Source organism: Xanthomonas sp. 3793, from assembly GCF_024806835.1.
GTDB lineage: Bacteria > Pseudomonadota > Gammaproteobacteria > Xanthomonadales > Xanthomonadaceae > Xanthomonas > Xanthomonas arboricola_F.
Genome location: NZ_JANTYU010000003.1, coordinates 443,621 through 470,294 on the forward strand (window position 1 = coordinate 443,621; position 26,674 = coordinate 470,294).

22 protein-coding genes are annotated in these 26,674 nt (G+C 65.0%); 10 read left to right on the plus strand and 12 right to left on the minus strand.

Going from position 1 to position 26,674, the window contains the following annotated elements:
• Positions 1-40: 40 nt before the first annotated feature.
• Positions 41-1,414 carry a D-serine/D-alanine/glycine transporter gene (gene cycA, locus FHY18_RS12235; RefSeq protein WP_259155425.1) on the minus strand — a complete coding sequence of 458 codons (1,374 nt, stop codon included), beginning with the start codon at positions 1,412-1,414 and terminating at the stop codon, positions 41-43.
• A gap of 556 nt (positions 1,415-1,970) precedes the next feature.
• Here cycA and FHY18_RS12240 point away from each other — a divergent pair.
• Positions 1,971-3,743 carry an expansin EXLX1 family cellulose-binding protein gene (locus FHY18_RS12240; protein WP_259155426.1) on the plus strand — a complete coding sequence of 591 codons (1,773 nt, stop codon included), beginning with the start codon at positions 1,971-1,973 and terminating at the stop codon, positions 3,741-3,743.
• 423 nt (positions 3,744-4,166) lie between these two features.
• Here FHY18_RS12240 and FHY18_RS12245 read toward each other — a convergent pair whose 3' ends face one another.
• Positions 4,167-4,379, minus strand: a complete 213-nt coding sequence (locus FHY18_RS12245) for a hypothetical protein (protein WP_259155427.1) — start codon at positions 4,377-4,379, stop codon at positions 4,167-4,169.
• Positions 4,380-4,674: 295 nt separating this feature from the next.
• On the opposite strand from FHY18_RS12245, the gene FHY18_RS12250 reads away from it, so the two are divergent.
• Entirely contained in the window at positions 4,675-5,445 is a 771-nt protein-coding gene (locus FHY18_RS12250; protein WP_259155428.1) for a transporter substrate-binding domain-containing protein, read from the plus strand.
• A gap of 121 nt (positions 5,446-5,566) precedes the next feature.
• On the opposite strand, the gene FHY18_RS12255 is transcribed toward FHY18_RS12250, so the two are convergent.
• Entirely contained in the window at positions 5,567-6,442 is an 876-nt protein-coding gene (locus FHY18_RS12255) for a DMT family transporter (protein WP_046964496.1), read from the minus strand.
• A 434-nt stretch (positions 6,443-6,876) separates the two neighbouring features.
• Between FHY18_RS12255 and FHY18_RS12260 the strand changes: the two genes are divergently transcribed.
• Positions 6,877-7,728 carry an MnmC family methyltransferase gene (locus FHY18_RS12260; RefSeq protein WP_259155429.1) on the plus strand — a complete coding sequence of 284 codons (852 nt, stop codon included), beginning with the start codon at positions 6,877-6,879 and terminating at the stop codon, positions 7,726-7,728.
• Between the two features lie 66 nt (positions 7,729-7,794).
• A complete protein-coding gene (locus FHY18_RS12265) occupies positions 7,795-8,328 on the plus strand; it encodes a hypothetical protein (protein ID WP_259155430.1) in 534 nt (177 codons plus the stop codon).
• Between the two features lie 156 nt (positions 8,329-8,484).
• On the opposite strand, the gene FHY18_RS12270 is transcribed toward FHY18_RS12265, so the two are convergent.
• On the minus strand, positions 8,485-8,805 hold the full coding sequence (locus FHY18_RS12270; protein WP_259155431.1) for a hypothetical protein: 321 nt from the start codon (positions 8,803-8,805) through the stop codon (positions 8,485-8,487).
• Positions 8,806-9,111: 306 nt separating this feature from the next.
• Here FHY18_RS12270 and FHY18_RS12275 point away from each other — a divergent pair, with 306 nt between their 5' ends.
• On the plus strand, positions 9,112-9,657 hold the full coding sequence (locus FHY18_RS12275; protein WP_259155432.1) for a hypothetical protein: 546 nt from the start codon (positions 9,112-9,114) through the stop codon (positions 9,655-9,657).
• Between the two features lie 186 nt (positions 9,658-9,843).
• On the opposite strand, the gene FHY18_RS12280 is transcribed toward FHY18_RS12275, so the two are convergent.
• Complete coding sequence (locus FHY18_RS12280) at positions 9,844-11,718, minus strand: GGDEF domain-containing protein (protein ID WP_259155974.1); 1,875 nt, start codon at positions 11,716-11,718, stop codon at positions 9,844-9,846.
• Positions 11,719-12,374: 656 nt separating this feature from the next.
• On the opposite strand from FHY18_RS12280, the gene FHY18_RS12285 reads away from it, so the two are divergent.
• Positions 12,375-13,433 (plus strand): DUF1615 domain-containing protein, encoded by a 1,059-nt coding sequence (locus FHY18_RS12285; protein ID WP_259155975.1) that lies wholly within the window; start codon positions 12,375-12,377, stop codon positions 13,431-13,433.
• A gap of 160 nt (positions 13,434-13,593) precedes the next feature.
• Positions 13,594-15,918, plus strand: a complete 2,325-nt coding sequence (locus FHY18_RS12290) for a S9 family peptidase (protein WP_259155436.1) — start codon at positions 13,594-13,596, stop codon at positions 15,916-15,918.
• A 321-nt stretch (positions 15,919-16,239) separates the two neighbouring features.
• Here FHY18_RS12290 and FHY18_RS12295 read toward each other — a convergent pair whose 3' ends face one another.
• Both FHY18_RS12295 and FHY18_RS12300 read right to left on the minus strand, forming a co-directional pair.
• Entirely contained in the window at positions 16,240-18,210 is a 1,971-nt protein-coding gene (locus FHY18_RS12295) for a S9 family peptidase (protein WP_259155437.1), read from the minus strand.
• 153 nt (positions 18,211-18,363) lie between these two features.
• On the minus strand, positions 18,364-18,699 hold the full coding sequence (locus tag FHY18_RS12300; RefSeq protein ID WP_259155438.1) for a DUF3817 domain-containing protein: 336 nt from the start codon (positions 18,697-18,699) through the stop codon (positions 18,364-18,366).
• 150 nt (positions 18,700-18,849) lie between these two features.
• Between FHY18_RS12300 and FHY18_RS12305 the strand changes: the two genes are divergently transcribed.
• Both FHY18_RS12305 and FHY18_RS12310 read left to right on the plus strand, forming a co-directional pair.
• Positions 18,850-19,473 carry a YiiX/YebB-like N1pC/P60 family cysteine hydrolase gene (locus FHY18_RS12305; RefSeq protein ID WP_259155440.1) on the plus strand — a complete coding sequence of 208 codons (624 nt, stop codon included), beginning with the start codon at positions 18,850-18,852 and terminating at the stop codon, positions 19,471-19,473.
• A gap of 378 nt (positions 19,474-19,851) precedes the next feature.
• Complete coding sequence (locus FHY18_RS12310; protein WP_259155446.1) at positions 19,852-20,313, plus strand: DUF4126 family protein; 462 nt, start codon at positions 19,852-19,854, stop codon at positions 20,311-20,313.
• A gap of 146 nt (positions 20,314-20,459) precedes the next feature.
• Here the strand turns inward: FHY18_RS12310 and FHY18_RS12315 are convergent, their stop codons facing one another.
• The 5 genes from FHY18_RS12315 to FHY18_RS12335 all read right to left on the minus strand — a co-directional run bounded on the left by FHY18_RS12315 (position 20,460) and on the right by FHY18_RS12335 (position 24,687).
• Complete coding sequence (locus FHY18_RS12315; protein WP_259155448.1) at positions 20,460-20,855, minus strand: VOC family protein; 396 nt, start codon at positions 20,853-20,855, stop codon at positions 20,460-20,462.
• A 91-nt stretch (positions 20,856-20,946) separates the two neighbouring features.
• Positions 20,947-21,921 (minus strand): glutathione S-transferase family protein, encoded by a 975-nt coding sequence (locus FHY18_RS12320; protein WP_259155453.1) that lies wholly within the window; start codon positions 21,919-21,921, stop codon positions 20,947-20,949.
• Positions 21,922-22,095: 174 nt separating this feature from the next.
• Complete coding sequence (locus tag FHY18_RS12325) at positions 22,096-22,875, minus strand: SPFH domain-containing protein (protein WP_259155976.1); 780 nt, start codon at positions 22,873-22,875, stop codon at positions 22,096-22,098.
• A 191-nt stretch (positions 22,876-23,066) separates the two neighbouring features.
• Positions 23,067-24,041, minus strand: a complete 975-nt coding sequence (locus FHY18_RS12330; RefSeq protein ID WP_259155454.1) for an XVIPCD domain-containing protein — start codon at positions 24,039-24,041, stop codon at positions 23,067-23,069.
• Between the two features lies 1 nt (position 24,042).
• The gene (locus FHY18_RS12335; RefSeq protein WP_259155457.1) at positions 24,043-24,687 is read right to left on the minus strand and encodes a hypothetical protein; all 645 of its coding nucleotides are present in this window, start codon (positions 24,685-24,687) and stop codon (positions 24,043-24,045) included.
• 390 nt (positions 24,688-25,077) lie between these two features.
• Between FHY18_RS12335 and FHY18_RS12340 the strand changes: the two genes are divergently transcribed.
• The gene (locus FHY18_RS12340; protein ID WP_259155461.1) at positions 25,078-26,667 is read left to right on the plus strand and encodes an SDR family oxidoreductase; all 1,590 of its coding nucleotides are present in this window, start codon (positions 25,078-25,080) and stop codon (positions 26,665-26,667) included.
• The last annotated feature ends 7 nt before the right edge of the window (positions 26,668-26,674 follow it).

Here is a 26,674-nt window from a genome sequence, read left to right on the forward strand (position 1 = left end):
CCGGCAGGTCACGCCGTGCCGGCCCTGCCACGCCGACCGCTCAGGCACGGATCTGCCGCTGCTTCACCGCATAGCCGATCGCCAGGATCAGGAACCACACCGGGCTGGCCAGCAAGGCCTGGCGCGTGTCCGCCTGCAGGGTCAGCAGCACCAGAACGAAGGCGAAGAACGCCAGGCACACGTAGCACATCAGTACGCCGCCAGGCATCTTGAATGCCGAAGCGGCATGCTGCTCCGGTCGCTTGCGCCGGTACGCGATGTAGGCGCACAGGATCAGCGACCACACGAACATGAAGAGCACCGCCGACAACGTCGTGACCAGCGTGAACGCAGTGACCAGGTTGGGAATCAGGTACACCAGCATCGCGCCCAGCAGCAGGCACACGCAGGAAAAGAGCAGGCCGCGTGCCGGTACCGCAGCGCGCGAGAGTGTTGCGAACCCCTTTGGCGCATGTCGTTCTTCGGCAAGACCATAGAGCATGCGGCTGGTGGAAAAGATGCCACTGTTTGCCGACGAGGTGGCCGAGGTCAACACCACGAAGTTGATCAGGCTCGCTGCCGCCGGCACGCCGGCCAGCACGAACAACTCCACGAACGGGCTCTTGTCGGCCACCACCTGCCGCCACGGCGTGACCGCCATGATCGCCACCAGCGCCAGCACGTAGAAGATCAAAATGCGGACCGGAATCGAGTTGATCGCCTTGGGCAGATTGCGGCGCGGGTCGGCGGTTTCTGCGGCGGTGGTGCCCACCAGCTCGATACCGACGAAGGCGAACACCGCGATCTGGAAACCGGCAAAAAAGCCGCCGATGCCCATCGGGAACATGCCGCCGTCGTTCCACAGATTGCTCAGTGAGGCCACATTGCCCGACGGCGAGCGGAAACCCCAGGCCACCAGTCCGGCGCCGGTGACGATCAACGCGCAGATGGCGATGATCTTGATCAGCGCAAACCAGAACTCCATCTCGCCGAACAGTTTCACCGTCACCAGATTCAATGCCAGCAGCAACAGCACGCACAGAATCGCCGGAATCCACGGTGCCAGGCCCGGAAACCAGAATTGCGCATACGCGGCAATGGCGATCACATCGGCGATGGCAGTGATGATCCAGCAGAACCAGTACGTCCATCCGCAGAAGAACCCGGCCCACGGCCCGAGCAGGTCGGTGGAGAAATCGATGAACGACTTGTAGTCCAGGTTGGACAGCAGCAGCTCGCCCATCGCGCGCATCACGAAGAACAGCATCGCGCCGATGATCAGGTAGACGAACAGGATCGACGGCCCGGCCAGACTGATCGTCTTGCCCGAGCCCATGAACAAGCCGGTACCGATCGCCCCACCGATCGCGATCAACTGCAGGTGGCGATTGGACAAGCTGCGTTGCAACTGATCGGGTGCGGACGGATCGGACATTGGCACGGCACCGGCAAGTGAACAAGCCGTCAAAAATACGAGATCGCGCCCGCCGGCACCAGCGTTTGATGCAGCTGCCGTTCGCACGACCGAAGTCGCCACAGCAGGGGAGTACCCGCCCCAACATGGTGCGTTGATCGTCGCCGTCACGCAGCCACCGGCCGCTGGCCATCTGCGAGTGCATCGGTAGGTCAGGTCTGCTGCGTGGCACTTGTCGGCGGCCCGCTGCGATCCAAGCATGCATGGCGTCCATTGCATTGAAGTGCGCCGCGGCTGCAATGCGCTGCCAGTCCATCTGTCCACGGACTGTCATCCACACAGTGCAGCGTGTGGTTGTCATGCACCGACCAGCAGCCAGCGGCACACTCGCCATCCGGGACGACTATGCCGAGCCATATGACATTCGTGCGGCATCTCGCACAAACAGCGATCCCCATTCCAGTGCGGCAGTCTGCTTACGGTGCTGCGCACACTCCCGCCCGCTTCCTTGACTGCGCGCACGGACCGCATGCGGCAATAGCTGGTCTGCTGCGTAGCCGCCACCCAGGAGACTTCCATGCAATCGCGCACCCATCTATTGCTCGCCCTCGCGTTGCTCGCCCCCGTGAACGCACCGGCGGTGCAAGTCGATCCGCAGGGCCGACTCGTCGATGCGCACGGCCAGGCGCTGCAAATCCGCGGGGTAACCTGGCCCGGCTTTGATCGCACTGCGCTGGCCGCTGCCGGTTTGCGCGACAGCACGCTGACGCAGGTTCTGGATCAGATGCAGGCTGCCGATATCAATACCGTGCGTGTGCCGGTGTGCGCAGCGGCGCTGCAGGCCAGACCAGTGGCGGCGGCAGAGGTTGCCGGCGACCCGGCATTGCGTGGGCTGGATGCATCGCAGTTGCTCGATGCGGTGGTGCGTGCCGCCACCGGACGCGGGCTGCAGGTGATATTCGCATTTGCCGATGGCCGCTGCGATGACAGTGCACCGCAACTGGGCACGCAGCAGCAGACATGGATGCGCGGTCTGACCGGCCTTGCACATCGCTACCGCGACACCACCGGTGTCATCGGCATCGATCTTGGCAGCAGCGGATATCGCAATGCCAGTTGGGCAGGAAATGCCGCGGAGGCGGACTGGAATCGCATCGCATCGCGCGCGGCCGCCAGCGTGCTTGCCCAGGCACCACGCTGGGTGGTGGGCGTGGAAGGCGTAGGGAGCAACGTGGTGTGCAGCGACCCTGCACGCAAGGCCGCTGGCAGCAATCTGCAGCCGCTGGCCTGCGTGCCGCTACGTATCGCAGCGCGACATCTGGTGTTGATGCCGAAGCTGGCCGGCCCGGATCGCGACACGGTCGACGCGTTTGCAGCGCCGGACTTTGCGCAGCGGTTGCCTGCCACCTGGCAACGCGACTTCGGACAATTTGCGCGCGACCACGCCGTGGTCCCGGTCAGCATTGGCGGCGGTCTGGGCGATGGCGATCCGCGCGACCCGGCATGGCAAACCGCACTGAGCGCCTATCTTGCCAACACCGGATTGCGCAGCGCGGTTCTCGGCAGCTGGGAGGTGGGCAATGCCAACAACGGCGGCCTGCTGGCGCCAGACGGCAGCCCGCGCGCTGACAAGTTGCAGGTGCTGCACCAGGCCTGGGGCATCGCGCCGCCAGCCTTTATCGCCCCATCTGCAAAAAGTGCTGGTGCAAAGGACGTCAGCAAGGCCACGACCTGGGACAGCACCTTCACCGGCACCGCGACGTATACCGGCTCCGGATATTCCGGCGGTGCGCTGCTGCTGGATCCGATCCCGAGCACCGCGTTCATCACCGCACTCAACCCGACGCAGCTGAACTTCGGCGGGGTCAAGGCCGCGATGGCTGGCGCCTATCTGGAAGTGACCGGCCCCAAAGGCAAGACCACCGTGTATGTCACCGACCTGTATCCGGAAGGCGCGTCCGGTGGTCTGGACCTGTCGCATAACGCGTTCGCGGCGATCGGCAACATGGTGGACGGGCGCATCCCGATCAGCTGGAAGGTTGTGCGCGCACCGGTCACCGGCAATGTGCAGTACCGCATCAAGGAGGGCAGCTCACGCTGGTGGGCCGCGATCCAGGTACGCAACCATGCCTACCCGGTGGTCAAGTTCGAAGTAAAGCAAGGCACCACCTGGAAGAGCCTGCAGAAGATGGATTACAACCATTTCCTCGGCGAACAACTGGGCAACCAACCGCTGTCCATCCGCATCACCGATATCCGCGGCAAGGCGATCCTGGACACGATTCCGGCACTCTACGAAGACGGCAGCCACCCTGCGTATTTCCAGCCTGGCAGTGTGCAGTTTCCGTAATTCGGGATTTTGAATTCGGGATTCGCAGTGGCGTAATGCGCAGCTGGCACATCGGTCACGCGCAAGCGAGTAACTCAACACGGTCTACGCTAGGCGAAACGATCAACGCCCCTCTCCTGTCGAGGCGAGGGGCGTTGGTTCCACCCTTCGACTCGCAAGCCCTGCAGCGCCCGCGCCGCTGGCCTGGACGCCGAGCGGGATTGGAGTAGCCAAGTGGGGTTGGAGTAAGAAAAAAGCGCGAAGCCTCGACATGTTCATCGTTGCCCGAAGACATCCGTCTCGCTCTCGACGTCTCCTCCAGGCAACGCTGCTTGAGCCAGCTGCGTCGCAGACAACGTTGTAAGTGCGGCAGTCGTCTCCACACAGGACGCAGCTCGCTCGCCTCATGCGAACAGCACGACTGCGCAACTTGCCATTACGCCCTCACCCGCCGGCAAGACCACCGCCGACACGCCCCGGCAAAGCCTGATCGTCTTCCTCGTCGAGATTGCCCACCTCCTCGCGCAGGCCGCCTTGTTGCGGCGCCTCCTCGACGGGGATCTCGTCGCCGTTCGTATCCGGATCCGGGGTGCCATGGACCGACATGGCTGCAGCAAAGCTGGTCATGGGGAGTGCAATGCGAGAGGTAAGGTGCATGACTGAGTCCGTGCTTTCGGGTGATGCGGCGACGCTAGGCCGGAGGGCGCTACCGGGTTGTGAGCCGGACGGCGGGAGCCGTAACGCCATGTTGACGTCGCTCGGCGACGAGGTGCGGCGGCCACGCGTGGCGCACGGAGCACCGCGCCGCCTATCGTCCATGTCAACACCGCTGTGACCGACAGCACGCAGCGCACCGGCACGGGGGCACCGCCTGCCACCGGCGACGTCGCAACGGTCCAGCGCCGCTCGCCCGACCATCGCTATCATGCGTCCTCATCCTCGAGACCATGCCATGCGCTGTCGCATCCTGCTCGCACTTCTGCTGACCTGTGGTACCGCGCACGCTGCCACGCCGGCGTCTCGGCTGGATGCGGTGCTGCACGCTGGGGTCTTGCGTGTATGCACCACCGGCGACTATCGCCCCTATACGTTGTTGCGCGCCGACGGCAGCTTTGAAGGCAGCGATATCGCGCTGGCGCAATCGCTGGCCGATAGTCTCGGCGTGCGGACCAGTTTTGTGCGCACCAGCTGGCCGCAGCTGCTGCCCGACCTGCTGGCCGACCGGTGCGAGATTGCCGTTGGCGGTATTTCGGTGACCTTGCAACGGCAGCGCCAGGCCAGCTTCAGCGCGGTGCTGGATGTGGACGGCAAGATCCCGCTGGTGCGCTGCGCCGACCAGGCACGCTATCGCAGCGTTGCGCAGCTCAATCGCCCCGAAGTGCGCGTGATAGAACCGCCGGGCGGCACCAACGAAGCCTTCGCACGGCGCGAATTGCCGCGCGCGCAGCTGCGCCTGTTTGCCGACAACATCACCATCTTTCAGGAGCTGCTGGAGCAACGCGCCGATGTCATGATCACCGACGCGTCCGAGGCTGTGTACCAGCAGGCTCGCCTGCCTGGCCTATGTGCCATCGCACCCGAGCAGCCGCTGCAATACAGCGAAAAAGCCTTCCTGTTGCCACGCGATGACACCGCATGGAAAGCCTATGTGGACCAGTGGCTGCACCTGAGCAAGGCCAGCGGCGAGTATGTTCGTATTGTCGAGGCCTGGCGCAGGCCTTGATTCGGGAGTCGGGATTCGGGAGTCGCAACAGCGCTGCTGCGCTCATGTCGCGACGCGCTGAAGCGCTTGCTCTTGTTCTTGCGAATCCCAGATCCCAAATCCCGAGGCGCACAGCGCCTGCCTAAACGATCTTGGTTCGCCGCCACCAGCGCGATACCTGTTCTTCGCGGATCAAGGTAAACAGGCCGGCGCCCAGGATCAGCGCGATGCCCACGCCCATCGGCCAGTCCAGATGGTCGTGGAACAGCAGGTAGCCGAACGCGATCGCCCATAGCATCTGGCTGTATTGCGTGGGCGCCACCACGCTGACCGGCGCCAGCCGTGTGGCGTACATCATGCAAATGGCCGCCAACCCCGCAAGCAGGCCGTAACCGGCCAGCAGGCCCCATTGGTAAAGCGACGGCCAGACAAAGCTCGGCAGCATCAGGATGCCGCCCATCACCAACGGCCCGATCACGCCGGCCCCGTACAGCGTCAACCGTTTTTCGCTATGCCCGGCCATGCGCAGGGCGATCACCGAGATCGCACCGACCAGGCCGCACACGATCGCCGCCACATGGCCATGGGTGAGATGCCGAAACCCGGGGCGCAGCACGATCAGCACACCGATAAAGCCGACGATCACCGCCGTCCAGCGCCGCCAGCGCACTTCCTCTTTCAGAAACACCACCGACAGCACGGTGACGAAGATCGGCATCAGGAAGATCAGCGCAAACGCTTCGGCCATCGGCAAGGTGGTGAAGGCAATCACCGAGGTGAGATTACCGATGGCGCCGGTGAGCGCGCGCAGCAGCCACAATGCCGGCTGCTTGGCCATGACCAGTTCGCGCAGCTGGTCGTCGGGCTTCTTCAGGAACGGCACCGCCAACAGCATCAGCAAGGCACCGAGAAACAGCACCTCGTACACGGGCAGCGTCCCTTCGAGCAGCTTCACGAAGGCATCGCTGATCGAATAGGCCGCATAACACGCAAAACCGAGCAGCACACCTTTGAGCATCACGCGCCTCGTGCCTTCGATGACGCCCCACGCGGAAGGAGCGCGGGGAACGTAGCCATTATGCAGTGTGCGTGCGGCCTGCTGGCCGGATGATCCCGCTATTTCGTCCCAAGGCGCCCATGCCAGATCGTGCGAAGACGCCTGCCCTGAGCGCCTGGCCGTGGACCGTCGCCAGGCGTGCAGGGCGCTCGCGCAAGACCGTACGTGAGCGAACCTGGGCGGAGCTCGCGCAAGGGCCGGCAGTCGTGGGGGCCTGGCGCGGCATCCCCGTCGTCGCAGGCCAGGCCCATCATCCCTGGGCAGGCACCGCGTGCAAGTCGCGCCGTTCCCCGCCAGAGCCAGCAAACGCTGCAATGTATCGCGCATGCATCACCACGTTTTTAACTCGTCGCCTCGTCGGTTACGATGCCGCCAAGCTCTTCCCCTGCGACCACGTGACCCACTACTCCGGACCGTTGCTCACCCTTCCCGATGCCCAGGCGCTGCTGGCCGCACGCAGCGCCGGCCTTGCCACCTGGACCGGGTCGCTGGATCTGGGCCGCGGCAGCGATACCGTGCAGCTCGACGCGCAGACATGGCAGTGGCGGGGCATGGGCTTTCCCTATCCGGGCAAGCTCAAGGACCGCACGGTGTATTTCTGGGGTGGCGACGATTTTGCGCCGATCTCGCGCTTCGGCAGTGCACTGATCAAACTGGTACCGACCGAATGGGGCGCGCCCACCTTCGAGATCGATGGCATCAAGATGCTGCCGTCTGCACAGATATCGCCGTTCGAAGATGCGCGCCGCAAGGTGGCGCTGGTGAACCCACGCGGCAAGATCGTGCTGGACACCTGCGGCGGCCTGGGGTATTTCGCGGCCTGCGCGCTGGAAGACGGCGTGGCGCAGCTGCTCTCCTTCGAAAAGAACGCCGACGTGCTGTGGCTGCGCACCCTCAACCCGTGGTCGCCGAATCCGGAGGCGGCCGATGCCGGCGGGCGCCTGCACCTCACCCATGCCGACATATCGCAGCAGATCGCCACGCTGGCGGACGATTCGGTCGACGCCATCCTGCATGACCCGCCACGTTTCGGTATCGCCGGCGAGTTGTATTCGCAGGTGTTCTACGACCAACTGGCGCGCGTCCTGCGCCGCGGCGGGCGGCTGTTTCATTACACCGGCGCGCCCAACAGACTCACCAGCGGCCGCGATGTGCCCAATGAAGTGGCCAAGCGTCTGACCAAGGCCGGCTTTACCGCCCAGCTCGCACTGGATGGCGTGCTCGCCACGCTGCCTGTGCGGCGCTAGTTTTCTGGCCCGGCCATGCCGCCGGGCCGATCTGCGATACTGCACCGCCCTCGACACGGACGTTGCATGCGCACGCATCTGGCCACCTTTTCTTTAGCTGCGTCGTTGATGGCGCTGTGCGCCCCGGCACGCGCGCAGACCGCGCCGGCACAGCCGATGTCGGAAGTCACCGCGCGGTATCCGGTAACCACCGCAACGCTGGCCGGGCGCCTGATCCGGCTGGGCGAACGCGATGGCAAATGCGCGGTCTTGCGCGACAACGAGGTGCTGCCACTGGGTGTGCATGCCCCCTGCTACTTCAGCATCGACCGCGAGCACGGCGCGCAGGTACATCACTTCAATGGCAGCGACATCGTGTTGGTGCAGCATGCGCATCCCACCGCGCGCGCAGATTGGGACGTCGCCCGCTATGGGCCGATCTGCGCGTTCGAATCGCAGTCGGTGCGCGAGGTCGACGGGGTGCTGGAGCCCGGCACCGTTGCCAGCTCCTGGCAGTGCGATCCCACCGCCGGCGCCGACCAGAAGCAGTTCGTCTATAGCTACGACACCTGGCCCAAACGCAACCTGCAAAAGCCTGCGCGCAAGCAACGCACGCCATGACGACGACGGCATGCACGCGTACGATGCGGCAGCGCGGCCGCCGCGTTCGCGTGCTGCATTGGTGACCAGCGTCCGCTCAACACATGCCTGCCTGCAGCGCATGGACGAACGCACCACATCAAGCGCAGGCGACTATTTTCCGGACGACCACAGCGCTCACCGGCGCCTGCGGCGACACGCGCTCCACTCGGCGTAAGCGAACCAGACGATGAGGGCCAACAGCGTGCAGGTCAGTGCGGCATCCCAGCCGATGGAAATCCAGAACCGCTGCGGGTCGCTGTCGGCATGGAAGATCCTGGCCGGGCGGCCGCGGATGACGCTGACATAGCGCTGTCGGGCGATCGCCTCCAGCAGCAGCCATAGCCGTCCACAACATGCGATTGTCACCACCAGTACCACCGCGCGCACCAACCATGTCTGGAGGGCACGGTGCCCACGCGTGCGCGCCGGCGGAGAGACAGTGCGGGGCTTTTTCACCCGGGAGTCCAGGCAGTTGCGGGGCGCGCAGTGTACGTGAGCGATCGCGCGCGACACAGGCGTTGAGGGGTTGTCTGCGCGGGTTGAAGGCGATCGCACCGCCAATGAGCTGGTGTTGCAACGCATGGACAAGACGTGCGGCTATACTGCCGGCGCAGCGTACGCAACTGCGTGCATGGAAGGCTTCACGCTGCATTCGTCTCAAGGAAGATGGCCTGCACAACGCGATACCGATGTCCGGACGCTTCCTTGAGTTCCTGCGGGTTCGCCACTCGATGGCAACCGCGTTGTATCAAGGATCTCACTTTGAAGACGTTCACCACCCTGTTGCTGGTCTCCCTCAGCCTGTTGCTCTCTGCGTGCGGGGGCGGCGTCACGTCCGGCGCATCCAAGCTGTCTTCCAGCGATTACCTGCTGCACAACGTGTCGGTCTGGAATGGCGCGGTGACCATCATCGACCCGTGGGTGTCGGGCGAGCGCGGGCAGAGCCTGATCGCCGATGCCGTCGCGCACAAACCGCTGGGTGGGTACAAGACGGCGCTGGGCAGCCAACGCAAGGCATTGGCGGCCAATACGCAGGCCAATACCGCGGTGGCCTCGGGCGTGCCGGACAACGCCAAGGACCTGGACACCAAACTGTCGGCCTACCTCAAGAGCGCCGATACGATGATGGCCGCGCTGGAACGCGTCGCCTCCCTGCCCGATGGCTACACCAATGCCGAGCTGGAGCCCTTGGCCAAGGATCTGGAATCGGTCTCCAACCAGCTCAATACCGACATGGAAGCCTTGAATACCGCACAGCGCGCATATTCCGCCGAGCACAAGATTCCGCTGCAGCAAGCCCGCCAGTAACATCTGCGGCCATCGCTCGCCCGCTCAGGCCATGCCGACCTGTCCGGGCGACCGAGTTAGCAACGGGCCGGTCCCGGTCCGTGGGGTGATGCGCAGGTCCAGCACGAACGCCGGCCGCGTGCAGCACTCACCGAGCGCATCGCGCCTGCAGCGCCGCTCACAGACTGCCCGTCGCATGCCAGCGGCTCAGCACACCGCCCATTGATCGCGCCCTGCAGTCTTGGCGGCGTACAGCGCCAGATCGGCCTGGCTCAGCAGCACGTCCAGTCCTGCCGCCGAAGTCACGCTCACCGCGCCCATGCAAAAGCGCACCGGCCGCTGTGCGGGCAAGCCGGGAATCTCGATCGCCGCCACCGCATTGCGCAACCGGGCAAACACCGCTGGAATTTCGTCCACACCGCAGCCCGGCAGCACCAGCAGGAATTCTTCGCCGCCCAGTCGGCCAAGGCGGTCGTGGGCGCGCAACGCCAGCTGCGAGGCGCTGGCCAGCGCCTTGAGCACCGCATCGCCACTGGCATGGCCGTGCACATCGTTGATCAGCTTGAAGTGATCCAGGTCGATCAAGGCCAGCATGCAGGGCGTGTGGGTGCGCAAGGCATGGTCGATCTGTTGCTGCGCCTCGGCGCGGATGGCGCGGCGGTTGGGCAGGCCGGTGAGTTCGTCGCGCATGGCCAGCCGCGAGAGTTGCCTGCGATGGCGTGCGACAAATGCCAGCACGATCAGCGCGCTCACCAGCAGCAGGCAGGCGGCACAGAGCGCGATCCACAAGGCGCGCTGGCCCGCTTCGCGTGCCTCCAGCGCCAGCTGCGCGGTTTCGCTGCGACGGCGCAACTCGGCGTTTTCCGCTTCGCGCCGGGCATCTTCATAGCGCGCCTGCAGCCGCAGCATCACCGTATCGCGCTGGCGGTCCAGGTTCTGCGCGCGCAGCGCGTTGGCGCGCTGCAGCTGCTGGTAGGCCTCGGCATGCCGCCCTTCCACCGCCAGCGCCTGGGCGATGGCATCGACCAGCTCCGCACGTCCACTCAAGCTCAGGTTCGGGTCGTCGGCCGCCTCGGCCGCGACGATCGCGCTGCCGAGACTGGGCGATTTCAGTGCGGTCAAGGCCTGCAACAGGATCGCGTGGCAGGCGGCGACCCGGCCGATATTTCCCTGCGCCTGCATCAACGGCAGCGCCTCGCGCGCCATGGCCAGCGCCGCCGCTGCATCGCCGGTCTTGATCAAGGCTTCGCTGGTGCTGGTCAGCGCTGCGGCCACGCCGGCCTGATCCCCCAGCTCGCGGCTGAGCGCCAGCGCGCGCCGGAAGTGCAGCAAGGCGGCGGACGGTTGCTGCAGTGCCAGCGCGCTGCCGTATTCGTATTCGATCAGGCTGCGCTGAAAGCGTGCCGGCTGGTCGTGCAGGCGCGCCAGGGCACGTTGCAGATAATCCTGGGCGTCGTTGTCGTCGACCACCCGGCCTGCGACGCGGCTGGCCAGCGACCCCAGCTGGGTCAGGCCATCCAGCTCCAGGCCAAGCAAGTGTTCGCGCGCGGCGCATTGGTAACTGGCCTGCGCCGCACTCCATGCCTCGTCGCTGCTCCCGGAGGCCAGCATGCTCCACATGTCGACCGCTTCGATCTCGCACAACAGATCGCTGCGCCCCAGCGCGCGCGCCTGCTGACGCAAGCCGTTCAGCCGCGCCACCATGCTGCGGTTGGGGTTTTCGCGCACGTCGCTGAGCGCCTGCACGATGTCCAGCCATAGCCGCGCCTGCGCCGCATTGCCATGCAACTGGTCCAGCAGGCCGTGGGCCTGGGTGAGCGCGGCCTGGCGCGCATCGCTGTCTTCCAGCGAGATCAGCACGCGCGCCTGCGCCAGCAGCGCCCAGAACTGCGCATCGCGGTCGCCATCGGCGCGGGCCTGCTGCAACGCACGCTGGGCGATCCGCAACGCCTGCATCGGGTCGTCGAGCGTGGCCGATTCGATGGTCTTCCAGGGCTGCGGCTGCGCCCAGGCCGTAGCGCTCACCAACAGCAACAGGCAGGCAGCGAGCAGGCGGCGCCAGGCGATCGCAGGCATGCTCAGCGCCCCCTCACTGCGAGGGGGGGCCACACCGCATGCACACGCTTGCCACCGCACTGCACCTGACCTGGCCGGGGCTGGCTGTTTGCTGCGGCATCTGAAGGCACTCCCGTGGTCGGACAGCGGTGGAATCGCGCGAGCTGCACGGCAATGCGCGCGCTCGATGGCATACGGCTGCAAGGATGACCTGTGGAAGCGGCCGAGGCCGCGACAAGCTTTCATGGTCGAGCCCGTTATCGGCCGGAATATGCAAGTCTTGAATCGGGTGGATGAAGCGGTTGGCCGCGCCGGGTTGTCTGCATGCGGGGCCAGCAGGCCGTCGCGTCTCATGACGCGGCGGCTTTGCGGATCGGCGGGCGGTGGACGACGCTTGCTCGCGTCGCCGCGCTCTGCGGCGCCGCGTGGCGTGTAGCGGAGGCCGGTCACGTGCTGTCGATCGATGCGGGCTTGCCGCAGCACCCAGCGCACAGACACTTCGAGCGCCAGCACCACGCCACCGCCGTATCGGCACGATCGGGATATGCGCGGCGCAAACCTGCCTTGCCCGACCGCCCATGACAGACGCCACGGTGCAGCCACGTAAACTTCGGCACGGCAGCTGCCGCCCCTGATCGTCTGGAGAAGCCGTGACCTTGCCCCTGCACCGCCTGCTCACCCTGATGGCCGTCGCGCTGCTGTCGGCCTGCGCCACCCAGGCACCGCGCGCGCCGCAACGCTCGCCGGAGGCAGTCAAGGCCGATATCGCGCGGCGCCTGCCGGCCAGCCTGCCCGACCGCGCGGGCTGGGCCAACGATGTCTACGTCGCGCTGTCGTCGCAGGCATTGGACACCAGCGCCGATCACATCTGTGCCGTGCTGGCGGTGACCGAGCAGGAGTCGACCTACCAGGCCAACCCGGTCGTGCCCAATCTCGGCAGGATTTCGCGCGCGGAGATCGACCGCCGCGCCAGCGCGCACCACATCCCGGGCTTCATGGTCGATGCCGCCCTGCGCATCTCCTCGCCGGATGGCCGCAGTTATGCCACCCGTATCGCCGCAGCGCGCACCGAGCAGGAACTGAGCCGCATCTTCGAAGACTTCACCGGCAGCGTGCCGCTGGGCGCGCGTCTGTTCGACGGGCTCAATCCGGTGCACACCGCCGGGCCGATGCAGGTCAGCATCGCGTTTGCCGAACAACATGCCGCGCGCTATCCGTACCCGCCCGACAGCTCGATCCGCCACGAGGTGTTCAGCCGCAGCGGCGGGTTGTGGTTCGGCACCACCCATCTGCTGGGCTACCCCGCCAGCTACGACGCGCTGCTGTACCGCTTTGCCGACTTCAACGCAGGTTGGTACGCCAGTCGCAATGCCGCCTTCCAGGCCGCGCTGAGCAAGGCCAGCGGGATCGCGCTTGCGCTGGACGGCGACCTGCTCACGCCCGGCGCCAGCCTGGAGGCACCCGGCGGCACCGAACGCGCCGCACGTGCGCTGGGCAGCCAGCTGGCGATGAGCGACCGGCAGCTGCGCCGCGCCCTGGAAGCCGGCAACGCGGCCGATTTCGAAGACACCGAGCTGTATCGCCAGGTATTCGCACTGGCCGAGCGCAGTGCCGGCAAGCCGCTACCGCGTGCCGTGCTGCCCGGCATCACCCTGGACAGCCCCAAGATCACCCGCACGCTGACCACTGCCTGGTTTGCGCAGCGGGTCAACGAGCGCTGGAAGCGCTGCATGGGCAAGTAGCCGCAGGTGCCGCGGGCCGCGCGGCAACGACGGCACCACGCCTGACACCTTCGTTCCGCAGCAAGGCACGACGTTTGGCAGGGTCGCTTGCCCTGCCCGCACACGTAGCATGCAAGGTTGCACCGCCGTTTTCGGCGCGCACCCTATTGATGAGGTCCACATGCCTACACCGTTGCCGTTGCGCCACCTGCTCACCGCCCTGATGACCGCCCTGCTGCCCGCCGTGGCCAGCGCGCAGGCAGCGGGCGTGACCGAAGCCGATTACGCGCGTGCCGAGCGCCTGATCTACTACGCCGCGCAGCCGCTGGTGGACCACGCCGCCACCCGCATCGACTGGCTGGACGCCACGCATATGGTCTATGTCGATCACGATGCCAAGGGCAACCGGCTGCTGCAGCTGGATACCACCACCGGCAAGACCGCACCGATCTTCAAACAGTCCGCGCTGGTCGCCTCGCTCAATACGCTCCTGAAGACCGGCGACAAGCCGCTCAAGGCCGACACCTTCGCGCCGGTGGTCAAGGTCACCGCCGATGGCCGCTACCGCCTCAACGTGCGTGACACCACCGTGGTCTGCGACGCGCGTGCGCGCTGCAGCAAGCTGTATGCGCAGGACAAGCCCGAACCGGGCGTGCTGTCGCCGGACAAGCGCAGCGAGGCCTTCATCCGCAACTGGAACCTGTGGGTGCGCGAGCTGGCTACCGGCAAGGAAACCCAGCTCACCCGCGATGGCGTGGAAAACTTCGGCTACGCCACCGACAACGCCGGCTGGCAGCACAGCGACAACGCCATCGTTGCGTGGTCGCCGGACTCGCGCAAGATCGCCACCTTCCAGCAGGACCAGCGCAAGACCGGCGACATGTACCTGGTCAGCACCAAGCTCGGGCATCCGGAACTGCAGTCGTGGAAGTACCCGCTGGCCGGCGACAAGGACGTGACCATGATCGAGCGCGTGATCATCGACGTACCCAGTGCCAGCGTAGTGCGGCTGAAGATGCCAGCGGACCAGCACCGCTCCACGCTGTGCGACGACGTCAGCTGCTCGCCGGGCCTGTGGGACGATGTGAAATGGGCGCCGGACAGCAAGACCCTGGCGTTCGCCTCGACCTCGCGCTTCCACAAGCAGGTCTGGCTGCGTATCGCCGATGCCGGCACCGGCGCGGTGCGCACCGCCTTCGACGAAACCGCCAAGACCTATTACGAAAGCGGCCAGGTCGCCGCCAACTGGGCCTACCTGCCCGGCAGCAACGAGGCGGTGTGGTTCTCCGAGCGTAGCGATTGGGGCCAGCTGTATCTCTACGACCTGGCCACCGGCAAACCCAAGCGCGCCATCACCACCGGCGAAGGCAATGTCACCGAATTGCTGCGCGTGGACCCGGTGACGCGCACTGCGTGGTTTGTCGGCGTCGGCCGCAGCCCGGGCGTGGACCCGTATTACCAGCAACTGTGGAAGGTGAGCCTGGACGGTGGCGAGCCGGTGCTGCTCACGCCCGAGGTCGCCGACCACAGCATCGCGCTGTCGCCCGATGGCAAACGCTTCGTCGATACCTATTCCACCTCGGTCACGCCACCGGTGAGCGTGCTGCGCGATGCGGCCGACGGGCGCACGCTCAGCACCATCGCCACCGCCGACATCTCCCGCCTCAAGGCCGCCGGCTGGGTAACGCCGGAGCCGATCACGGTCAAGGCGCGCGATGGCAAGACCACGCTTTACGGGCTGATGTTCAAGCCCAGCAACTTCGACCCGGCACGCAAGTACCCGGTCATCGATTACGTCTATCCCGGCCCGCAGACCGGCTCGATCCGCAGCCGCAGTTTCCTTGCCGGCCATGGCGACAATCAATCGCTGGCGGAGCTGGGCTTCATCGTGGTCGCCATCGACGGCATGGGCACGCCGTGGCGCTCCAAGACCTTCCACGACACCTGGTACGCCAACATGGGCGACAACACCCTGCCCGACCAGGTGGCGGCGGTGAAGGAACTCGGCCAGCGCTACCCGTGGTTCGACACCAGCCGCGTCGGCATCTGGGGGCATTCGGGTGGAGGCAATGCGTCCACCGCCGCGATGCTGCGCTACCCGGAGCTGTTCAAGGTGGCCTGGTCGGAAAGCGGCAACCACGACAACCGCGGCTACGAGGACGACTGGGCCGAGAAGTATCACGGCGAGCATATCGTCAACAAGGACGGCACCTCCAACTACGACGACCAGGCCAACGCCACCCACGCCAGCAAGCTCAAGGGCAGGCTGATGCTGGTGCACGGCACGCTGGACGACAACGTGCCGCCATACCTGACGTTGCTGGTCGCCGATGCGCTGATCAAGGCCAACAAGGACTTCGACATGCTGATGCTGCCCAACGCCAAGCACGGCTACGGCGAGTTCACCCCCTACGTCATCCGCCGCCGTTGGGATTACTTCGTGCAGCACCTGCTCGGTGCCACGCCGCCGGCGCAATATCAAATGAAGCCGATGCCGGAGAAGTAAGCGACGCTGGAAGCGGCATCGTCGACCATCGACGGTGCCGCGCTATCGATCAGGTGAACCGGGAGTGCAGAGAAAGCGGCGACACAGCTGGCCTGCGCCGTCGTGCAGCATCGGTCCCGGGCAACACCAGACCCCCCAAGAACCGTAGGAGCGGACCCGGCCGCGACGCCTTACCCGCGCACGCAAACGCCGCAACACCGCATCGCAAGAGCTGCAGGCGCGCGCACACCGCGATTGACGCATCAAGCTGCATGCACCATCACCGCAGGCACGCTCCGATCACACATTCCATTAGGCAACACCTGATGGAACGCCAACCCCTTACTTCGCAGTCCCGCCCCCCAGCTGCTTGCTCAAGAACGCCAGCAAGTGCGTGTAATACTCGCGCCGATGCGCCTCGGTATAGAAGCCGTGGCCCTCGTTGGGGAAGTACAGCGACTCCACCGGCACACCGGCCCCCTTCAACGCGCGCTCCATGGCCTTGGTATGTTCGATCGGTGCGCGCTCGTCCTTGCCGCCGGCCGCCAGAAACACCGGCACCTTGATCTGCCGTGCCAGCGTCACCGGCGAGCGCGCGGCCAGGGTGTCGCGTGCGCCCAGCCAATCGACCGTCCAGTTCCTGGCCCAGCGCGCGGAGCGCCCGGTATCGCGCGCCATCATGTCCAGATCGTAGACACCCACATAGCCGGCCGCGCAGCGATACAGCGCCGGCTCCTTGGCCACGCCCATCAGCGCCGCATACCCGCCGTAGCTGGCGCCATAGATGCAGATGCGCGATGCGTCGGCAATGCCTTCGCCGATGGCCCAGCGGGTGGCATCGGTGACATCGTCCTGCATGCGTCCGCCCCACTCTTTGGCACCGGCCTGGGTGAACGCGTAGCCGTAGTTCGCCGAGCCACGGTAGTTGACGCGCAGCACCGCGTAACCGGCTGCCGCCAGCAGCTGGGTGTCGTCGTCGAATTCCCACTTGTCGAAGATCCCGAACGGGCCGCCATGCGGCATCACGATCAACGGTCGCGGCGTGCCGGCTTGCGCATGCAATGGTTGGGTGAGGTAGCCATGCAGCAACAGGCCATCGCGCGCCTTGAAGCTCACCTGCCTGGTCGCCGGCACGCCATCGGGCGCAAACCATTCGCGGCGGCTGAACACCCGGTCGGCCTTCTTGCTGACCGTGTCGAACAGGTAATAGTCACCGTTGTTGCGATCGCTCCACACATACACCAGCACCAGGCGGCGGTCGCTGGTGGCCGAGGTGATATAGACCGCGTTGCCGTCGAAGGCCTTTTCCAGGCTGCGGTACAGCCTGGCGGTGGGCGACGTCTCGTCGAAGAAACGATTGCGCACGCGATCGCTCATGTACGACGCACCGATCGGCGTGGTGCCATCCAGATCGCGCAGGATGCGGTATGGGTCCACGGTATCGTCGTGCAACAGCGGTGTCGTCTTGCTGGTTGCCGGGTCCCACGCTACCAGCACATCTGTACCGGCCGCCTGCTCCACCTGCAGATACGCACGGCTGCCATCGGCGGAAAACCCCAGCGGAAACTGGCGCTGCTTGCTGCTGGCCGCATCGTTGATGAGCCGCCACGGCGCATCGTCGCTGTCGCGGTAATACAGCTTGCTGACATTGCTGATGTCCAGGCCGTTGGCAAAGCGGATACGCCCCTGCTGGTCGGTCACAAACCCCGCCCGGCGTACCGGCGAGGTAGCCACGGTCGTGCGCCGGCCAGTCTGGATGTCCAGCTTGTCGATGCGGACGTTGGGATCGCCCACGAACGGAACCGCCGACACCAGGATGTTGCGTGCGTCGCCTGGCAAGGTATCCAGCATGTAAGTGGCCGGGTCCAGTTCCATCTTCAACTGCGCGCCGTTGATGTCCGGGTTGGTGCCGTACGGGCTGGCCAGCAGTCGAGCATTCTTGCCGTCGGCATCGATGGCATGCAGCTGGCCGATCGCCACCGGCTCGTCGCGCGAGCCCAGCCGCTGCGCCATCGACACCACGATGCGCTCATCGCTGGCCCACCAGAAATCATCCACCACGCTGTTGACGCCGCCGGTGACCTTGGCCGTGGCCACCTTGTCCTGCCGCCGCACGATGCCCAACACGGTGCGATCTTCCAGCGGCATGGTCAGTGCGAAGTACGCACCGGACGGCGAAATCTTGATCCGCTCGAACTGATCGCTCTTGAGATACGGCACCAGATCCACGCTCTCCGGCGCGCCCTGCGCGTATCCCGGGCTCGCCACTCCCCACGCCAGCACACTCAGCACGCCCATCATCCAGTCACGCATATCGCCCCTACGATCTGTCCTTGAGAGGCGCATGGTGGCAAACGAGCGCTGCCGCGTCCATGGCCCCAATCATCGCAATCGGCGATGGGGCATGCCTGCGATTGGCTGGCGTGATGCGCTCGACCCTGCTGTGGCCGATGCGCATGCACCACCTCAACCCACGGACGGCGACCGCGGGCCAAGCAAACCGATGCGCCGGAACCATAGTTCCAGCGGCACCGTCACCAGCGGCGGCAGCGCGGCCAACAGGCTCAGCGCCCACGCCCACCAGGGCCAGCGCAGCCGCAACGCGGCAAGCACGCTGACCGCCACATAGAACAGGAAGGCCGCGCCATGCAGGCGCCCGAACAGCCACACCACCAGCTCGGTGGTATGGGTGCCGTACTTGAGCAACATGCCGAGCAACAGCCCGGCCCAGGTCAGCCCTTCGAAAAAGGCGGCGGCGGCAAACAGCCGGCCAATCGGCGACAACGCAGAAGAAGCACGCATGCAACACTCCAGACGGACAGGGATTGCCGCGACGCGATGGCGGCGGCGACGCCCGCTGGCCACCGCATTCTACAGAGCGCATCGCGCACCAGCCGCCCGCTGTCGTTCCTGGCGATAATGGTGGCCCCCTGCACCACCTGCCAGCCTTCCATGCGCATCCTCCTTTTGCTCGCCGTAGTTGCCTTGGCGCTGCTGCCAGCAACGTCCATCGCCGTCCAGCTCCAGGACGGCGACCTGTTGTTCGTCACCGCCGCCCGCACCGGCCTGAGCGGCGCCATCGACGATGCCACCGCCAAACAGGATGCCCCCAGCTTCGATCATGTGGCGTTGCTCGCCCATGCCGGCACGCAACAGGTGCTGCTGCACGCAGACGAACAAGGCTCGCGGCAGCAGCCCTTGCAGGCATTCGTCGAAGACGCAAACGCCAAGCATCGGCAGATCCATGTGTACCGGCTGGCCGCAGCACAGCGCAGTGCGATCCCCGGCGCCATCGCGCAGGCACGGCGCATGCTGGGGAAGCCTTACAACCAGACCTACGTGCAGGACGACAACAGCTACTACTGCTCGGACTTCATCGAACGCGCGTTCCGCGCACGGCACGTCTTCGCCCTGCAACCGATGAACTTCAAGAACCTGCAGACCGGAAAGATCTCGCAGTACTGGACCGACTTCTACCGCAGCAAGGGCATGGACGTGCCGCAAGGCCTGCCCGGCACCAACCCCAACGATATGGCGGCCGCTCCCGTGCTGGCGTATGTCGGCCGTTTGAATTGATGCGCGGAAATGCCGACGAAAACAGGCGCCTGTTTCGCCAGTAACCTGGTGCAGGCGCTGCACGCAAGACGGTATCCGTCGCTGCAGCTGGAGGTGCTCAACGACGAAGATCACCTGAGCGCGGCATCCCCCATGGGCCGACGTTCCTGTTGGGCACCAAGATCTCCTGAGTGCAGTGCCGCTCGCCTGGCTGCGCGGCGCAAGCCGATGCCTCCCCGGCGGCGCATCGCGCAGGCGTATCCAGCGCCCGCCAATGCACCGCATGCACAAGCTCTTGCCAACGCCCATACATGCGCCGTCCTAGTGTGTGCACATCCATACAGCGTGCCGCACGCAGCGCATTCCGCCTGCGATGGGTGAGCACATGCAGAGGTGTACATGGCCTTGATTCATTCCATCCTGATGAGCGCCGTCGCCGGCATGCGCTCGATGACCCCGCTGGCCGCAGTGGCCAACGCTGCGCGTACCGGCAAGCTGCCTGCCGACAACGGCGCACCGGCGCTGCTGGCCAATCCGCTGGCATCGGCCGGCATGCTGGCACTGGCCGGTGGCGAGCTGGCAGGCGACAAGATGAAGACCGCGCCCGACCGTATCGTGCTGCCCGGCATGATTGCGCGCATCGCGACCGGCGTCATCGTCGGCACTGCGCTGTCTCCGCGCCATCAGCGCGGCGTGGCGGCACTACTTGGCGCGACCACCGCAGTGGCGGCCGCCTATCTCACGTTCAACGTCCGCATGCGTGCGATTGAGCGCTACGGCCAGACCAGCACCGGCGTGGTCGAGGACGCGATCACGGTGGGCGCGGCGACGCTGATCATGCGCGACGCGGCCAAGCACTAGCGCGACAATCCGGGGTCTGGCCCCATCAGCTAACGCAGCCGCGTCGGCCGCGCCGCGGCAACCACCACTCCACTGTCGCCACTGCGCAGCAACAGGACGGCGCCTGGTCGCGCTGCGGCGTATCGCAACAGCGCAGTGATCACAACTTACGCAGGCCGATAGATCGCACAGAGCTTGTTGCCATCCGGGTCGCGCACGTAGGCCAGCCAGACCGGCCCCATGCGACTGTCACGCACGCCTGGTGGCTGCTCGATGGATACGCCGCCTGCCGCCACGGCGGCATCGTGAAAGGCCTGTACTTGCTCGGGCGAACTGCAGGTAAACCCGACAGTGGCACCATTGCCACTGCTGGCGGGCGCATCGTTGATCGGCTCGCTGACGGCGAAGGTACTGCCGGCGTGGCGGTAGAACAGGCGCACATGACCGGAACCGGCGGGGTTGACCAATGGCTCGGCGGCACCGAGGACGCCGCCGAGCACCGCGTCGTAGAACTGCCTGGATCGCGCAATATCGTTCGATCCCACCATCACATGATTCAGCACTTACCGCTCCTGTTCGTTTCGAAGGCACCCAGCTTAGTGCAAGCCCTGCGGCAGCGTGCCTGGGCACTGCCGCAAGCGGCGGACAATTGCATCAGCCACCACGCCCATGCGGCGCCTGCAGATCTAGCAGCGGCCCCAGCGGCACGATGCCGGTGGGGTTGATCATGTCGTGGCTCTGATAATAATGGTGCTTGATGTGCTGGAAATTCACCGTCTCTGCGATCCCCGGCATCTGGTACAACTCACGCAGGTAGCCGGACAGCTGCGGATAGTCGGCAATGCGCCGCAGGTTGCATTTGAAGTGGCCCACGTACACCGCGTCGAATCGCACCAGCGTGGTGAACAGGCGCCAGTCCGCTTCGGTGAGCTGATCGCCGCATAGATAACGCTGCCGGCCCAGACGTGCATCGAGCCAATCCAGGCTTTCGAACAACGGCAGCACCGCCTCTTCGTACGCCGCCTGCGTGGTGGCAAAACCTGCCTTGTACACGCCGTTGTTGACGGTGTCGTACACGCGCGCGTTGATCTCATCGATCTGCTCGCGCAGCGGTGCCGGGTAGAAATCGCCGGCCGCAGCACCGACCGCGTCGAAGGCGCTGTTGAACATGCGGATGATGTCCGCCGACTCGTTGCTGACAACGGTATTGCGCTCGCGATCCCACAGCACCGGCACCGTCACGCGCCCGGTGTAACGCGGATCGGCGTTGAGATACACCTCGTACAGGCGCTTGGCGTGGTGAATCGGATCGGCTATCACGCCCGGGGCAAGGTCGAACGTCCAGCCCTGATCGCGCATCAACCAGTTCACCACCGACACGTCGATCATCGACTCCAGCCCTTTCAGGCGCCGGAAGATCAGCGTGCGATGCGCCCACGGGCAGGCCAGCGACACGTACAGGTGATAACGCCCGGGAGCCGCCTGAAAGCCGCCCTCCCCGTGCGGGCCGGGGCTGCCATCGCGCGTCACCCAATTGCGGAACTGCGATTGCGAGCGCTCGAAACGCCCGCCGCTCTTGTCGGTGTCGTACCAACTGTCCTGCCACTTGCCGTCGACCAACAGGCCCATGCTGCATTCTCCGCTACACCAGTAGGCCGCAACCCTAGCCCAGCCGATTTGGAGAGTGCGTGAGTGGGCCTGTTGGGTGAGCAACCGCGATCAGCCATCTGCGCTGCAAGATCGGAGATCAACGACTGCAAGGCAACAGCGGCATCCTGCACTGCATGCGGCCAGCAACGCGCGCTATCTGGCAATCACCGAAGTGCCGGAAGGCACCATGTAGCAGGCCTGCGCTTTCTTGCACGCCTCTGCATTGAGTTCGGCGATCTGGCTGGCCAGATATTGTTCCGGGGTCAGCCCCATGCGATTGCGGTACGCATTGTCGGCATCGGCCTTGGCGACCTGCTCCTGTTCACGCTGCCGCTCGGCCGTGGTGGCCTCGACGAGCGTCTTGACCCGCTGCTGCTGGGCGGCGGTCAGGTTCATCTGCTGCAGGACATCCGGGTTGGGACGCGCGCGACCCAAGGTGATGTTCTGGATCTCGATCGGCAGCTGCTGCTCCTTGACCAGGGCGCGAACGTTCTGCGTCACCGAATCGTCGATTTTTCTGGCGGTATCGGGATCGCTCATCATCTTGGTCATGTCATAGCGCTTGACCTGGTCGCGCACGATGGATGCGTATTGGCTGGCGACATTGTTCTTGAACCAATCCTGCCCGAAGCCGGACAACAACACTGCCGGTGCGGTGATCCGGTACTGAATCTGCGTGGAGAAATCCAGCAGGATATTGTCGCTGGACGAAAAGTCGTCGAAGGCCACCTGCACGGTCTGCGGCGTCACATCCACATAGGTGGCGGATGTAGTCAGCCACGCATACGTCCGACCCGGGTCACGCACGTCGTCCAGGCGGATTCCGCCTTTACCGAACAGCATCGGCTTATCCACCAACACCGCTTTCTGACCCGGGTCGGGCGACACCACCGTACACGCACACAGCAAGCCGGCCAGCCCACTGGCAAGCATGGAAGTCTTCATCGATGTCCCCTGAATGTCCGGGCGCCTATGCGCCCGGTGGGTGAAAGACTACCCAATCGTCCAGGCGATCGCACCCCTGCGCTCGGCATGGGATCTGCTCAAAGAGCAGATCCCCGTAACCGGCTCACCCTCACCTCGTTCCATCAATCGCGGCGGCCGCCTTGCCAGAAGAACCCGTCTCACGTCATCCGGTGCTGCGGTGCAATCGCTTGCTCCCGCAGTTGCTCCTGCTGCTGTGACTGCTGCTGCGTTTCGCCCAAGGACTGCAGCTGCGCCAAGGAGTGGGCGACGGGCTGCGCGATCGCATCACCGGTTCTCATGTGCGCCATCTTGTGCGCTGGATCGTTCAGAGCTCCCTCCACAACAAACACGTTCTCGCCTTGCCGCGCCGTAGCCGTGTTTTCGCTCAATACAACATGATCGATCCGCGACAGCCCGTGCTCCCTGGCCAAGGACGCGGAGCTGGCCGCCAGGCGTGCGCTATTTTCGTCGTACTCCCTGCCAAGCCCTTGCTCAAGGCGGCGCACTGCCTCCTCGGCCTGGCGATGCAGCGGGTCTATCGGCTTGCCATCAGCAATCAGGCGACCGGTATCGGCCTGTGTCTGGTTATCGGACAAGATGAGTTGCCACAGGTCCCGCTCAGGCTTGGGGTGTCGCACCTCCCTGTTCAACTCACTCTCCGGAAACGGCGCCTTGAGATTCTGAATTTCAGGCTCGTTATGCAGCACCTTCGGCTCGCCTTCATAGCCTTTGATGCCTCCGAGAACGGTCTGGCGATAAAGGCCAGCATGATTCAATGCGGCCCAGCTGAAGTCGACACACGAGTTGGAAAACGTGTCGTATCTCATGTCGAAGCCGTGCTTTGCAGGGGCGGCTGCAAACTCTCGGATCCTGTCGTACTGATCCTTGCTGATTTCCATCGTTCTTGCGTAATAAGGATCTTTATAAGACTCAACGTCTTCCGCTGAAACTCTGCCAACGCCGCTCTTCTGGAAGTCGTGGCGAGGTTCAAACCCGAAACTATTAAAGTTATCTTTACCTATATCATTGGTTGCAAGAAACATGTGGCCGGTAAACGATGTTCCGCCAGCTTTCAGCGGCGTCCCTGGCGAAGCCAGATAGATCGTTAATGTATAGCGCTCTTTTTCTTCCATGTTATTTCGCCTTACTTGCATAAGCGAGCAGCAGCTCAACAGTTCGACCCTTGAAATGCGGGTGATCTTCAAGAAGCTCAAGGGTCAATCGATAGTGACCGGGTGCAGGATGATGTGCTTCTGCTAGCAAAAGCACACTGTAGTACTTTCCATCCCGCATAAGCCCAGCGTCGCGAAGCATTGACTCATCAACGCCGCTCCAGGTCACGCCAGCCACATGCCCGTCCGCATCCAGGGGGACATCGGTTCCAGGACGGGGCCCGTTACGATAAAGGGGTATTCGCGCCCAACTGCTGCCGTTTAGAGCGTGAAGGGTCGCTCGAGCGGAAAGTTTTGCTTCCACCAACTGATCAGATGGTTCAAGTAGCGCAGCACCTTCATCGGCCTGCAAGCGAATTGCCACCTTAAGCAATGGCGAAGCTCCGAGGCGAGGCGGCGGAAGATCAAACTCCAGATCCGCGATCGTGCCGGCCTTGTCCAGGGCAACGGAGCGCGTTAGTGGGACCACAGTTCGCTTCGCGGCCGCTTCGCGGCTGATCGGGGGCGCCGGATTCGACTGCTCTGGAGCAGCGCCGCACGCAGCCAATCCCGTCATCGCCGCGACAAGGGCAAACCGACAAAAATACTGAAGCGCAAATGCTGGCATGGCGGGTCCTTCCTGTCTGGACGTGGTGTGGGTCTCCCACAGAACCGTGTTGCCGGCCCCATGTCCGGCCGATTCTAAAGGGTGCCAGCGCGCCGATGAGGGAAACCAGGCACCCGCATGCGGCATCAATACACCTGGTTGGCAGCAACAGCCGGCCCCTGCACCTCCGGGGCTATCGTTGCCACCCGTTGCTCTGGCGTCGCGGCGGCAACTCGGCCCCTACACCCCCATCGATTGGCGCCACGGCCCCACAATCGGCGAAAATGCCTGCGCTGCGGCCGATCGCTTGCCCAGCCGGCAGCCTGCCACCGTTTTCGCCGGCCCCCTTCCCGCTTTCTGGCAGCCGGCCGCCCCCGCCACGCCCCTGTACCGCTTCTTTCCGGATCTAGCTTGAACACCACTGCCCCGCCCTTGCCCGCCAACGACGACCTGCCGCTCACCGACCGCCTGCGCGCGGCGCTGGATCTGCTGGAGGCCATCGAGGCCGACCGCAGCGTGCTCGACACCCTGCCCGAGGCCGACCGCGTGCGCCTGCACCAGGTAGTGGCCAAGGTCTATCACCCCGAGCCCAAGGCGCGGCGGCAGTTGCTCAAGCAACGCGAGCGCGAGCGGCATCAGGAGAAAGTGCGCAAGGCCGAGGCGCTGCTCGAGCAGCGCGGCATCCGCGCGTTGCGGCGCAAGCCGGTGTTCAGCACGCCAAACTTTTTCCCGCCGCATGCTGCCGGTCTGCACGACGCGCATAACGGCCAGAACGCATCCGCGACGCCGGAGCCGCTGCATTCGCCCGAACTGCGGCACTGCTACGTGTGCAAGCAGAAGTTCACCCAGCTGCATCACTTCTACGATCAGATGTGCCCGGCTTGCGCCGAGCTGAATTTCTTCAAGCGCACCGAAACCGCCGACCTGCGCGGTCGCGTGGCGTTGCTGACCGGTGGACGGGTCAAGATCGGCTATCAAGCGGGCCTGAAGCTGTTGCGCGCCGGTGCCGAGCTGATCGTCACCACGCGCTTCCCACGCGATTCGGCCGCGCGCTACGCGCAAGAGCCGGATTTTGCGCAGTGGGGCCATCGCTTGCAGGTCTTCGGCCTGGATCTGCGCCACACCCCCAGCGTGGAGGCGTTCTGCAGCCAGTTGCTGGCCACGCGCGAACGGTTGGATTTCATCATCAACAACGCCTGCCAGACCGTGCGCCGCCCGCCGCAGTTCTACGCGCACATGATGGCCAACGAAACCGCCGCGCTGGATGCACTGCCGGACACCGTCCAAAAGCTCGTTGGCCATTACGAAGGCCTGCGCACGCCCGAGCCATTGCGCGACGCCTCGGCCACCGCACTGCCGGCCGTACACGGGCGCGGCCTTGCCGATGCCGATGGCCTTACCCGCGCCGCCGAGCTGTCGCAGGTCGCGCTGCTGGACGACGAGCTGGTCGGGCAGGAGCACCTGTTCCCCGAAGGCCGTCTCGATCAGGATCTGCAGCAGGTCGACTTGCGCGGTCGTAATTCCTGGCGCCTGCTGATGGCCGAAGTGCCATCGGTCGAGTTGCTGGAAACGCAGCTGGTCAACGCCATCGCGCCGTTCATCATCAACGCACGCCTCAAGCCGCTGATGCTGCGCACACCCGAGCGCGACAAGCACATCGTCAATGTCTCGGCGATGGAAGGCCAGTTCTACCGCAACTTCAAGACCACCCGTCACCCGCATACCAACATGGCCAAGGCCGCGTTGAACATGATGACGCGCACCTCGGCGGCCGATTATCAAAACGACGGCATTCACATGAACAGCGTCGACACCGGTTGGGTCACCGACGAGGATCCGGCCGACATCGCCGCGCTCAAGGTGCAGCAGGAGCGTTTTCACCCGCCACTGGACATCGTCGACGGCGCCGCCCGCATCGTCGACCCGATCATCCACGGCTTCAATACCGGCGAGCACGTGTGGGGGCAGTTCCTGAAGGATTACGCGCCGACGGATTGGTGAATGGCGG

Excerpts from the sequence above, each read along its gene's own strand:
- cycA (WP_259155425.1), bottom strand. The coding sequence starts at position 1,414 with ATGTCCGATCCGTCCGCACCCGATCAGTTGCAACGCAGCTTGTCCAAT.
- FHY18_RS12240 (WP_259155426.1), top strand. The coding sequence starts at position 1,971 with ATGCAATCGCGCACCCATCTATTGCTCGCCCTCGCGTTGCTCGCCCCC.
- FHY18_RS12245 (WP_259155427.1), bottom strand. The coding sequence starts at position 4,379 with ATGCACCTTACCTCTCGCATTGCACTCCCCATGACCAGCTTTGCTGCA.
- FHY18_RS12250 (WP_259155428.1), top strand. The coding sequence starts at position 4,675 with ATGCGCTGTCGCATCCTGCTCGCACTTCTGCTGACCTGTGGTACCGCG.
- FHY18_RS12255 (WP_046964496.1), bottom strand. The coding sequence starts at position 6,442 with ATGCTCAAAGGTGTGCTGCTCGGTTTTGCGTGTTATGCGGCCTATTCG.
- FHY18_RS12265 (WP_259155430.1), top strand. The coding sequence starts at position 7,795 with ATGCGCACGCATCTGGCCACCTTTTCTTTAGCTGCGTCGTTGATGGCG.
- FHY18_RS12285 (WP_259155975.1), top strand. The coding sequence starts at position 12,375 with ATGGCCGTCGCGCTGCTGTCGGCCTGCGCCACCCAGGCACCGCGCGCG.
- FHY18_RS12290 (WP_259155436.1), top strand. The coding sequence starts at position 13,594 with ATGCCTACACCGTTGCCGTTGCGCCACCTGCTCACCGCCCTGATGACC.
- FHY18_RS12295 (WP_259155437.1), bottom strand. The coding sequence starts at position 18,210 with ATGCGTGACTGGATGATGGGCGTGCTGAGTGTGCTGGCGTGGGGAGTG.
- FHY18_RS12300 (WP_259155438.1), bottom strand. The coding sequence starts at position 18,699 with ATGCGTGCTTCTTCTGCGTTGTCGCCGATTGGCCGGCTGTTTGCCGCC.
- FHY18_RS12305 (WP_259155440.1), top strand. The coding sequence starts at position 18,850 with ATGCGCATCCTCCTTTTGCTCGCCGTAGTTGCCTTGGCGCTGCTGCCA.
- FHY18_RS12310 (WP_259155446.1), top strand. The coding sequence starts at position 19,852 with ATGGCCTTGATTCATTCCATCCTGATGAGCGCCGTCGCCGGCATGCGC.
- FHY18_RS12320 (WP_259155453.1), bottom strand. The coding sequence starts at position 21,921 with ATGGGCCTGTTGGTCGACGGCAAGTGGCAGGACAGTTGGTACGACACC.
- FHY18_RS12325 (WP_259155976.1), bottom strand. The coding sequence starts at position 22,875 with ATGCTTGCCAGTGGGCTGGCCGGCTTGCTGTGTGCGTGTACGGTGGTG.
- FHY18_RS12330 (WP_259155454.1), bottom strand. The coding sequence starts at position 24,041 with ATGGAAGAAAAAGAGCGCTATACATTAACGATCTATCTGGCTTCGCCA.
- FHY18_RS12335 (WP_259155457.1), bottom strand. The coding sequence starts at position 24,687 with ATGCCAGCATTTGCGCTTCAGTATTTTTGTCGGTTTGCCCTTGTCGCG.